The sequence below is a fragment of the Nonomuraea sp. K271 genome, assembly GCF_009908215.1.
Classification (GTDB): Bacteria; Actinomycetota; Actinomycetes; order Streptosporangiales; family Streptosporangiaceae; genus Nonomuraea; species Nonomuraea longispora.
On the sequence record NZ_JAAAHR010000019.1, the window covers coordinates 75,850 to 85,788 of the forward strand.

9 protein-coding genes and 1 pseudogene are annotated in these 9,939 nt (G+C 71.9%); 3 read left to right on the forward strand and 7 right to left on the reverse strand.

Annotated features, from left to right (window positions below; genetic code table 11):
• Positions 1 to 121: 121 nt before the first annotated feature.
• Positions 122 to 1,372 (forward strand): cytochrome ubiquinol oxidase subunit I, encoded by a 1,251-nt coding sequence (locus GUY59_RS09590; protein WP_138200760.1) that lies wholly within the window; start codon positions 122 to 124, stop codon positions 1,370 to 1,372.
• Positions 1,373 to 1,381: 9 nt separating this feature from the next.
• Entirely contained in the window at positions 1,382 to 2,122 is a 741-nt protein-coding gene (locus GUY59_RS09595) for a cytochrome d ubiquinol oxidase subunit II (protein ID WP_138200761.1), read from the forward strand.
• Between the two features lie 22 nt (positions 2,123 to 2,144).
• On the opposite strand, the gene GUY59_RS09600 is transcribed toward GUY59_RS09595, so the two are convergent.
• The 5 genes and pseudogenes from GUY59_RS09600 to GUY59_RS51310 form a co-directional block, all read right to left on the reverse strand.
• Positions 2,145 to 3,806: an alpha-amylase family protein gene (locus GUY59_RS09600; RefSeq protein WP_138200762.1), complete on the reverse strand. Its 1,662-nt coding sequence runs from the start codon at positions 3,804 to 3,806 to the stop codon at positions 2,145 to 2,147.
• A 30-nt stretch (positions 3,807 to 3,836) separates the two neighbouring features.
• Entirely contained in the window at positions 3,837 to 4,769 is a 933-nt protein-coding gene (locus GUY59_RS09605) for a nucleoside hydrolase (protein ID WP_138200763.1), read from the reverse strand.
• 130 nt (positions 4,770 to 4,899) lie between these two features.
• The gene (locus GUY59_RS09610; protein ID WP_171055371.1) at positions 4,900 to 6,075 is read right to left on the reverse strand and encodes a PucR family transcriptional regulator; all 1,176 of its coding nucleotides are present in this window, start codon (positions 6,073 to 6,075) and stop codon (positions 4,900 to 4,902) included.
• Positions 6,076 to 6,139: 64 nt separating this feature from the next.
• Positions 6,140 to 6,340, reverse strand: a complete 201-nt coding sequence (locus tag GUY59_RS09615) for an EF-hand domain-containing protein (RefSeq protein ID WP_132339667.1) — start codon at positions 6,338 to 6,340, stop codon at positions 6,140 to 6,142.
• Positions 6,341 to 6,584: 244 nt separating this feature from the next.
• A pseudogene (locus GUY59_RS51310) lies at positions 6,585 to 7,133 on the reverse strand (LysR substrate-binding domain-containing protein); the annotation flags it as partial.
• A 10-nt stretch (positions 7,134 to 7,143) separates the two neighbouring features.
• Here GUY59_RS51310 and GUY59_RS51315 point away from each other — a divergent pair.
• Positions 7,144 to 7,848 carry an aldo/keto reductase gene (locus GUY59_RS51315; protein WP_236666990.1) on the forward strand — a complete coding sequence of 235 codons (705 nt, stop codon included), beginning with the start codon at positions 7,144 to 7,146 and terminating at the stop codon, positions 7,846 to 7,848.
• On the opposite strand, the gene GUY59_RS09630 is transcribed toward GUY59_RS51315, so the two are convergent.
• Together GUY59_RS09630 and GUY59_RS09635 are read right to left on the reverse strand one after the other, a co-directional pair.
• Positions 7,849 to 9,036, reverse strand: a complete 1,188-nt coding sequence (locus GUY59_RS09630; RefSeq protein ID WP_161714470.1) for a tetratricopeptide repeat protein — start codon at positions 9,034 to 9,036, stop codon at positions 7,849 to 7,851.
• Positions 9,033 to 9,939: ATP-binding protein (locus GUY59_RS09635; RefSeq protein WP_236666983.1), on the reverse strand; the 907-nt coding region annotated here is incomplete at its 5' end. The genes GUY59_RS09635 and GUY59_RS09630, both read right to left, overlap by 4 nt.

The window sequence follows — 9,939 nt, forward strand, 5'->3', positions numbered from 1 at the left end:
CACGCCGAGAACGCGTACGTCCTGAGAGGTACGTGCGGCGGGTCCGTGCGACCCGGGATGTACGCCAGGTGTCCGCCGGAGCATGACGTCGCCGGGCAAGCCGTACGCGCAGCCTCTCAGCATGGACACCGTCGACCTCGCCCGCCTCCAGTTCGCGATCACGGCGGGCGCGCACTTCCTCTTCGTGGCGCTGACGCTCGGTCTGGCGACCCTGCTGGCGGTCGTCCAGACGCGGGCCACGTTCGGCAACAGCCCCGTGCACCTGCGGATGACGCGGTTCTGGGGCCAGCTCTACATCATCAACTACGCGATGGGCATCGTCACCGGCCTGGTGATGGAGTTCCAGCTCGGGCTGTCGTGGAGCGGGCTGACGGACTACGCGGGCGACGTGTTCGGCTCGGCGCTGGCGATCGAGACGCTGATGGCGTTCTTCATCGAGTCGACGTTCCTGGGGTTGTGGATCTTCGGCTGGAACAAGCTGAACCGGTGGGCGCACCTGGCGCTGATCTGGATCGTGACACTGACCGCGTACGCGTCGGCCTTCTGGATCATGGTGGCGAACGGTTTCCTGCAGAACCCCGTGGGCCACGTGCTGGAGGGCGGCAGGATGCGGATGGCGGACTTCGGGGCGATGGTGGCCAACCCGGCGGCGCAGGTGGCGTTCTGGCACGTCGTCACCGCCGGGATGGTCGTCGGCGGGTTCTTCATGGCCGGGGTGAGCGCGTACCACCTGCGCAGGCGCACCTCCGATCAGGACGTCTTCCGCAAGTCGCTGCGGATCGGGATGGGGGTGGCGCTGCCGGCCGTGTTCGCCACCGCCACGTCCGGCGGGCTGGGGTTCCAGACGATGCAGCCGGCCAAGGCCGCGGCCTGGTCGCGCGACGCGGAAGAGCTCGCCGCGGCGCAGGCCGAGATGGTGGCCGCGCACGGGCCGGGCGACTACCTGCCGCCGGCGGGCTGGGTGCAGGCGAGCGGCACGACGATGCTGCTGCTGTTCGCGCTCATGATGTACTTCCTGCTGCCGAGCTGCCTGCTCATGCTCTTCCGGCCGGTCGTGCGCCAGTTCAGGCTCTGGCACTGGGTGACGACGCTGATGATCCCCGTCCCGTTCGTGGCCATGCTCGCCGGCTGGGCCTTCCGCGAGTTCGGACGCCAGCCGTGGACGGTGTACGGGCTGCTGACCACGTCGGATGCGATGTCCCCGGTGTCGGCGGGGCAGATGCGCTTCTCCGTGGTCGCCTTCTTCACGGTGTTCGCCGTGCTCATCGCCGTCAACACCTGGCTGCTGGCGCGGCACGCCCGCCGCGGGCCCGGCGCCGTGTCGCTCGGCGACCGCCCGATCGAGGCGCCCGTTCCCGCCCCTACCTTCTGAGGAGCCGTCATGGAGATCTTCATCCTGGCCTTCTTCGCGCTGGGCTACCTGGTACTGGCCGGCGCCGACATCGGGGTCGGCATGGCGCTGCCGTACCTGGGCAGGTCGGCGGCGGAGCGGCGCGAGGTGATCGCCTCGATCGCGCCGTTCTTCCTGGGCAACGAGGTGTGGCTGGTCGCCACGGCGGGTGTGCTCGCGGGGCTGTTCCCCCACCTGGAGAGCGTGCTGCTCACCGGGAACCACAGCGTGGTCGTGGTGCTGCTGCTGGCGTGGGTGGTCCGCGACATGGGCCTGTGGCTGCGTGGGCGGATGCCGGGGGCGCGCTGGCAGGCGTTCTGGGACGGCGCGACCGTGGCCGGCAGCTGGGGGCTGGCGCTGAGCTGGGGGTTGCTGCTCGGGAACGTGCTGCTCGGCATCACCGGGCCGTTCGCCGTGCTGCCCGCGCTGGTGGTGACCGTGCTGTTCGGTACCCACGGCCTGACGTTCGCGGCGCTGCGGCTGCGCGGCGAGCTGCGGGCGCGGGCGGCCGTGTTGTCCGGCGGGGCCGGGGAGCGGCGCACGTACGCGCTGACCTCGGCGGCGCTGGTGACGGTCGGGGCGCTGGCCGGGCTGCGGCTCCCGCTGGACCCGGGAAGCGCGGGCACGGTGCTGGTGCCGGTCGTGCTCACCATGATGCCGCTGCTCGTGGCGGCGCAGGCCTGGGTGTGGTGGACGTTCCGGCACCGGGTCACCGGGCCGTCCTACCTGTGATCGTCGCGGGCGCGCCGGCGGGTCACGCGAAGTTCGCCGAGGCGTTCTCCGGCGACACCCCCGGCGGGGAGGCCCGCAGCCAGCGGCAGCCGTACGGGCCGAGCGCGACCCGAGCCACGCCCTCCTCCGAGACCTCCAGCGTGCCGTCCGCCAGCAGGTCGGTGAGCAGGAAGCCCTCCAGGCCCGGCAGCGTCAGCTCCACGTCGCGGGCCGTGTCGCCGAGGTTGTGCGCCATCACCATCGTGGCCCCGCCGCCCTCGCATCGGTGCGCGAGGACCGCGTGCTCAGGGGAGTCGAGCACGGTGCACTCGCCCCACGCCAGCTCCGGGCACTCGCGGTAGCGCTCGATGAGCAGTTGGAACCAGCGCAGTAACGAGCCGGCGTCCCGCCTCTGGGCGGCCACGTTGACCCGTTCCGGCGCGAAGGGGCCGTCCGGGGTCGCGCGCTCCGGCTCGGCGGAGCCGAAGCCGCCGTCCGGCGCCCACTGCATAGGCGTGCGAACCGCCATGCGGCCCTCCTGGGCGAGGTCCTCCCCCATGCCGATCTCCTCGCCGTAGAAGATCACCGGCGTGCCCGGCAGCGAGAACAGCAGGCTGTAGGCCAGCTTGACCCTGCGCAGGTCGCCCCCGACCATGCCCGGCAGCCGCCGCCGCAGACCGCGGCCGAAGATCTGCATCTCCTTGTCGGGGCCGAACGCCGCGAAGATCTCCTGGCGCTCCTCCTCGGTGAGCTTGTCGAGGGTCAGCTCGTCGTGGTTGCGCAGGAACATGGCCCACTGACAGTCCTTCGGCGGGTTCGGGCGCTCGCGCAGGGCGGCGGCGAGCGGCCGGGCGTCGCCGCGGGCCATCGACAGCCAGGCCTGCTGCATGCCCACGAAGTCGAAGCACACGGTGACCTGGTCGCCGAGCCCCTCGCCGAAATAGCTCATCAGGTCCTCGTACGGGAGGTTGACCTCGCCGAGCAGGATCGAACCGCCCTGGCGGCGGTTCATGAACGCGCGCAGGTCCGCCAGGAAGTCGTGCGGGTTCGCCAGCTCCGGGTCGACGTTCTCGATGAGGTACGGCACCGCGTCCACCCTGAACCCCGACAACCCCAGCTCCATCCAGAAGCCGAGCACCCGCATGATCTCGTCCCGAACGGCGGGGTTCGCGATGTTGAGGTCCGGCTGGTGCCGGTAGAAGGTGTGCAGGTAGTACTGTCCCGAGCCCTCGTCGTACTCCCAGACGCTGTCCTCCTTGTCGGGGAAGACGATCTGCCCGGGGTCGTCCGGCTCGGGGGTGTCGGACCAGACGTACCAGTCGCGCAGGGGCGAGTCCCGGCCCGAGCGCGACTCCTTGAACCAGGGGTGCTGGTCGGAGGTGTGGTTGACGACCAGGTCGGCGATCACGCGCAGCCCCCGGTCGTGGGCGGTGCGCATGAACTCCACGAAGTCGCCCAGCGTGCCCAGCCGCGGGTCCACGCGGTAGAAGTCGGTGATGTCGTACCCGTCATCCCTGTTGGGGGTGGGGAAGAACGGCATGAGCCAGAGGCAGGCCACGCCCAGACCGGCGAGATAGTCGATCCGCTGCGTCAGCCCGCGGAAGTCGCCCACGCCGTCGCCGTTGCCGTCCCTGAACGTCTCGACGTCGAGGCAGTAGACCACGGCGTTCTTCCACCACAGGTCCGAGGTGTACGTCAGTCGCATCCGTGCCCGCTACCCCCGGCGGGCACGCTGTCACGACAACGCGCGGATCGCGTCCTCGATCATGTCCCAGAAGCGCCCGGCGTCGATCCCGGTGCCGACGCTGGCGTTGGGCGCGCGTCCCAGCGTGTTCAGCAGGTCGACGCTGGTCGCGCCCGCCGTCTCCGTGCCGTGCAGCTCGATGTCGAGCCTGGTGCGCGCCGTGGTCACCACGCCGGGCGCGGCGACCAGCGCCACCGCCACCGGGTCGTGCAGCGGGGCGTCGGGCATGCCCTGGTCGGTTTCGTACGTCGAGTTGAAGAAGTTGAGCAGTTCCACGCCGAACGCAGCCGTGCTGTTGCCGATGGCGTCGACGCGGGCGAGCACGTCGTGGGTGACGAGGGCCTGGTGGGTGACGTTGAGCCCGATCATGGTGAACGGCGGGCCCGCATCGAGCACGATGGCCGCGGCCTCGGGGTCCACCCAGGAGTTGAACTCGGCGTACGGCGTCACGTTGCCCCTGCCCGTCGACCCGCCCATCCAGACGATCTCGCGTACGCGGGAGAGCCTGTCCGGGTAGGTGCGGGCGAACAGCGCGATGTTCGTCAGCGGGCCGGTCGCGACGATCGTCACCTGCTGGTCCGCTGTGTCGAGCGTGTCCCTGATGAGGTCGATCGCGCCGCGCGGATCCGCCGCCACGGACGGCACGGGCAGTTCGGGCCCGCCGAGCGCGTTCTCCCCGTGGATGGAGCCGGCCGTCGACAACCGGCGTATGAGGGGTCCGGCGGCGCCGGGCGAGATGGGCACCCCGGCGATCCCGGCGACGTGGGCCGCGACCCTGGCGTTGTACGTGGTCTGGTCGAGCCGCCCGTTGCCGCCTACGGTGGTGATGGCACGCAGGTCGATCTCCGGGTGCCCGGCGGCCAGCCAGATCGCGAAGACGTCGTCGTGCCCCGGATCGCAGTCCAGAATCACCGGTGTCGGCACGAAAATCCCCCTCTTATACGCCTTTATGGTCATGCTACAAGCACCACGCCGACCGTCTCGTGGAGCCGGAACATGGCCGGGGAGCCCGTCGGCGACACCTGGTACCCCGTCGAGAAAGAACGTGCACTGGTCAGGCTCTGACGGCCTGCCTGGCCCTGAGGGCGATCTCCAGCTCGAAGCGGATGTCGGGGTCGGCGAGCTGGTCGCCATAGAGCTCTTCGAGCTGGCGCAGCCGGTAGCGCACGGTCTGCGGGTGCACGTGCAGCCGGGCGGCCACCTCGCCGGCGCCCCTGCCGTGCCGCAACCAGGCCAGCAGGGTTTCCGCCAGCCGGTCCTGCTGGGTGGGCCGCAGGTGGGTCAGGGGCGCCAGCCGCACCTCGGCCAGCGCGCTGACGAGTTCCTCGTCCTTGAAGACCACCAGCGTGGCCATGTGGTCGGCGCACCGTACGAGCCCGTCCGGCAGGACGCCGCGGCGCGACAGGTCGAGCGCCTCCCTGGCCCACCGCAGCGACGTCGCGGCGGCCGTCAGGGGCACGGCGGGCCCGATGGCGGCCCGGCGCCCGCGCAGTGCCTGGTCGAGCATCCTGGCCTGACCGGGGCCGTTGGGGTCGGGCGCCAGCAGGCACGGCTGCGGCCGATCCATGGCGCTGAGCACGTCGGAGGGGAACGCGAGTGCGGAGCAGGGCCCGAGCCCGTCGTCGAGCGCCACGCAGGCCACCGTCCTGGGCAGCCGCCACCCCGCGGCTCTGGCCAGGTCGGCGATGGCCTCGGCGCTGGCGGGCGGGCTGCTGAGCAGGAGGTCGAGCAGGCGGGTGCGGCGGCGCTCGGTCTCGCCGGCGGCGTGCGCCCTGGCCTCGGCGAAGCCCTCGGCCGCCGCGTCGGCGAGCTGGTCGAGGTGGACGAAGATGGCCTCGCCCAGGTCGTACAGGTTCTGCGGGGACAACCCGCACGGGCCGGCGAGCTCCGTCAGCCGCCGCCAGCCCACTCTGGCGCCGAGCCGCATCGCCGCCTGCAGCGGCTCCAGGTTGCGGCCCTCGGCCGCCTCGCCCCTGCCGATCATGCGGAACGGCTCGCGGTCCCACGGGGCGTCAGGGTCCTCGACGCGGTCGAGGAAACCCTCGACCGCCTGCTCGACCGCGATCCTGATGACTTTGATGTAGAGCTCGTCCGACGGCCTGGCGTATTCGGGGATACGGGTCTGGATCTCCTCGATCACCTCGTCGGAGACCCGCCCGATCCCCGGCCTGAGGGCTTTCGCGACGTCCGCGGTGGTACGGCTTTCGCTGCTGTCACTCTTGATGACCATGGTCCCTCCTGCCCCCCATTGTGACCCAGGCGACAAGAGTTGTGTAGCAAGAGCTTGTTTGTTATCACTTCCGGAGGAAGGCGCCGAACTCCTCCACGTCGATCAGGCCGTCGCCGTCCTTGTCGAGCTGCCGCACACCGGCCTGCGCGGCCTCCAGCGTCACCGGCCGGCCGAGCACCTCCATCAGCCGTACGAGCTCGGCCGCGGAGATCTTGCCGTCCTTGTCGGCGTCGATCAGTTCGAAGGTGGTCGCGTAGTCGCTCATGGGTCGCCCTTCTGCCGGGATCCGCTGTCGCGTCAGACCTTAGTAGCGACTTGTCGTAGTGCGTCGATGAATGCCACGACTTGCGGTCTCCTGTCGCCTTCTCGCCACGCGATGGCGAGTTCGCCTGGAGGCAGCCCCGTGACCGGCCGGTAGGCCAGCCCCGGCCTGCTGTAGAGCTCGGCGTTGCCTCGGCCACGAGCACCACGCCGAGCCCGCTCGTCACGGCCTCGAACACCTCCTCGGCCGTGTAGGCGGTGACCCCTATGACCGGCTCGTCGTCGCGCGCGTCGAGCCCGAGCCAGAAGTCGCGCAGCGGTCCCGCCACCGCGGGCAGCGCGATGAACGGCTCGTCGCGCAGGGCCGGAAACGGCACCTCCACCAGCCCGGCGAGCCGATGATCGGCCGGCATGGACACCCCACGCCTTTCCGTGGCCACCACGTACGTCCGCACCCCCGGCGGCACCGGCAGCCAGATGAACGCCACGTCGGAGCTCCCGTCGGCCAGGCCGCCGCTGGGGTCGCCCCATCCGACCAGCCGCAGCGAGACCTCCCAGCCCGGCAGCCGCTCGCGGAAGCGGCGCAGGGCCGCCTGCTGCAGCCCTCTGCCCACGGCTGTCTGCATGCCGACCACCAGCGTCCCCGCCCGCGCCGCGGCGCGCGCCTCCTCCATGCCGGCGGCCCACCGTCCGAGCAGGTCGCGGGCGACCGGCAGCAGCGCCTCGCCCTGTCCGGTCAGCGCCATCCCGCTGGGCACCCGCTCGAACAACCCGAACCCGAGCTGCCGCTCCAGCACTCTGATCTGCTTGGACAGGGCGGGCTGCTACGCCTTCAACGAGCTCCGGGCGAACGCCGAGCCCCGCCTGGTACGCCGCTACGCCGAGCGCAGCCTGCGCAACCTCGGCACGGACGTGATCGACCTCTACTACGCGCACTACCCCGACCCCGGCGTGCCGATCGAGGAGACCGTCGGCGCGATGGCCGGCCTGGTGCGCGACGGGCTGATCAGGCATGTCGGACTGTCCAACGTGACGGCCGCCCAACTGCGTGCCGCGCACGCCGTCCACCCGGTCGCGGCCGTGCAGAACGAGTGGTCGATGTGGCGGCACGTGGACCCGGACCTCCTGGCCACCACACGTGAGCTCGGCGTGGGCATCGTGGCGTGGAGCCCCCTCGGCAGCGGCTTCCTGACGGGCACGGTCCAGTCGCTCGGCGAGGGCGACTTCCGCCACAACGCCCCGCGCTTCGACGCGGGCAACCTGGCGAGCAACAACGACCGCTGCACCCCGATCAGGGCCATGGCCGCGCAGCTCGGCATCACCCCCGCCCAGCTGGCCCTGGCCTGGCTGCTGCACCAGGACGAGCACGTGGTGACCATCCCGGGCAGTCGCACCCCCTCCCACATCGAGGAGAACCTGGCGGCGGCCGACCTCACCCTGCACCCGGACACGCTCGACGCGATCGGCAAGGCGCTGGCCGCGTTCGAGGTGTCCGGCGGGACCCTCCTCTAGTCAGAGGAGCTCGGGCCTGCCACGCACGCCGGCCGCCACCCAGACCGTGGCCAGGCAGGCGTACAGGCTGAGCAGCGCCACGCCCACCACGGCGAAGACCGCCGACACGACGATGGCCACGGCGAGCAGGACCGCCCAGGCGTAGAGGATCAGGCGGCGGCGCTCCGAACCGGTGTGCGCGGCCTCCTGCGCGGGGGTGACCAGGGCCATGACTCCGGCGCCCGCCGTGCCGAGCGGCTCGCTGCCGAACCCGATCCCGAGGCCCAGCCCTACCGCGCCCACGGCCACCAGGCCGCAGCAGAGCACCGCCATACGGGACTCGACGGCCTCGAAGAGCAGCTGGGTGGTCCTTCCGCGGGCCAGCCGCAGCGTCGTGACCGCCTCGGCCACCCAGGCCGCCCAGTGCAGCAGCGCCACGACGACGAAGACCAGGATGACCGGCGGGATCGCGGGCAGCAGGAACAGCAGCCGCCACCCGCCACGGAACCTGCCGCGCACCTTCGACAGCCACCGGTACAGGGGGTTGCGCTGCTTCAGCGCCGTCACCAGCAGGTCCCGGGCCTGGCCGTAGCCGGGATCCAGGCGCAGCACCTCGCGGAAGGCCTGCGCGGCCTGCCGGGGGTCGCCGAAGGCCAGCTCCGCGCGGCCGTAGGCGAGGTGCGCGGTGGCGCTCTCCGGATCCAGCCGTACGGCGTCCGCGGCGGCGGCCCTGGCCTGCTGCGCGTCCTCGAGCACGGTGCAGGCCACCGCCAGCAGGCTCGCCAGGTCGCAGTCCTCCGGGTCGATGGCCAGGCCGCGCCGCGCCGCCTCGGCCGCCTCGCGCCACTGACCGGCCAGCAGGTGGGTCCGGGCGAGCTGCTCCCAGATCGGCGGGTGCTCGGGATTGAGCCGCAGCGCGGTGGTGGCGGCGGCCAGCGCGGCGGCGGGGCGGCGGGCGCGGTGGTGCACCTGCGCGGCCACGTAGTGGGTGGACCAGTGGTCGGGCGCGAGGCGTACCGCCTCGTCGGACTCCTCGACGGCCTCGGCCGCGTTGCCCTGCAGCACCAGGGCGAGGGCCAGAAAGGCGTGCGCGGTGGCGTACTGCGGTTGCTGTGCGAGCACGCCGCGGAGCTCGCGCTCGGCGTCGGCGGGCCTGCGCAGCTGGAGCAGCGTCCGCGCCCGGTCCAGAGGGTCGTCCGCGGTCGTCACCGTTTGCCTTTGACCCAGGGCAGCAGCTCGTCCCACGCGCCGGAGTCGTTGGCGTGCATCACGTAGTTGCGCGCCGTGGCCATCCACTCGTGCACCGCCGTGGGGCGGATGGTCCGCGCGGCGGCCAGCAGGTCCTGCGTGGACAGCGGGATGGGACGGCCGGCGCTGATCGACTGCTGCAGCTTGGCCTCCACCGCCCGGTCGACCAGCCCTTTGAGGTCGGCGCCCACGAAGTGGTCGGTGACCTTGGCGACCGCGTCGTAGTCCATCTCGGCCAGGGGCTTGTCGCGGCACAGGATGCGCAGGATGGCCGCGCGGGCCGTGGCGTCCGGCGGCGGTACGAGCACGGGCTGGTCGAAGCGGCCCGGTCGGCGGAAGGCCGCGTCCACGTACCAGGGGGCGTTCGTGGCCGCCAGGACGAGGACGCCCTCGTTGGCGTGCTCGTCCACGCCGTCGAGCTCGGCCAGGAACTGGTTGACCAGCTGGCGCGTGTGCGCCTGGCGCATGTCGGAGCGGCGGGCGGCCAGCGCGTCGACTTCGTCGAAGAAGAGCACGCACGGCCGGTGGCGGCGGGCCAGGTCGAACGTGGCCCGCAGGTTGCGCTCGCTGGAGCCGATGTACATGTCGAGGATGTCGGCCAGGCCCACGTTGACGAACGACGCGCCGAGCTCCCCTGCGGCGGCCCTGGCGAGGTGGGTCTTGCCCGCTCCGGGAGGGCCGTAGAGCAGCACGCCGCCGCCCGCGCGCTTGCCGAACGCGGCGAACATCTCCGGCTGCTGGAGCGGGAGCAGCAGCTTGAGCCGCAGTGCCTCCTTGACCGCGTCCATGCCCGCCACGTCGGCGAACGTCACCTTGGAGTGCTCCACCTCGGCGGTGGCCCGGTCCACGGGGCCGGGCGCGTGG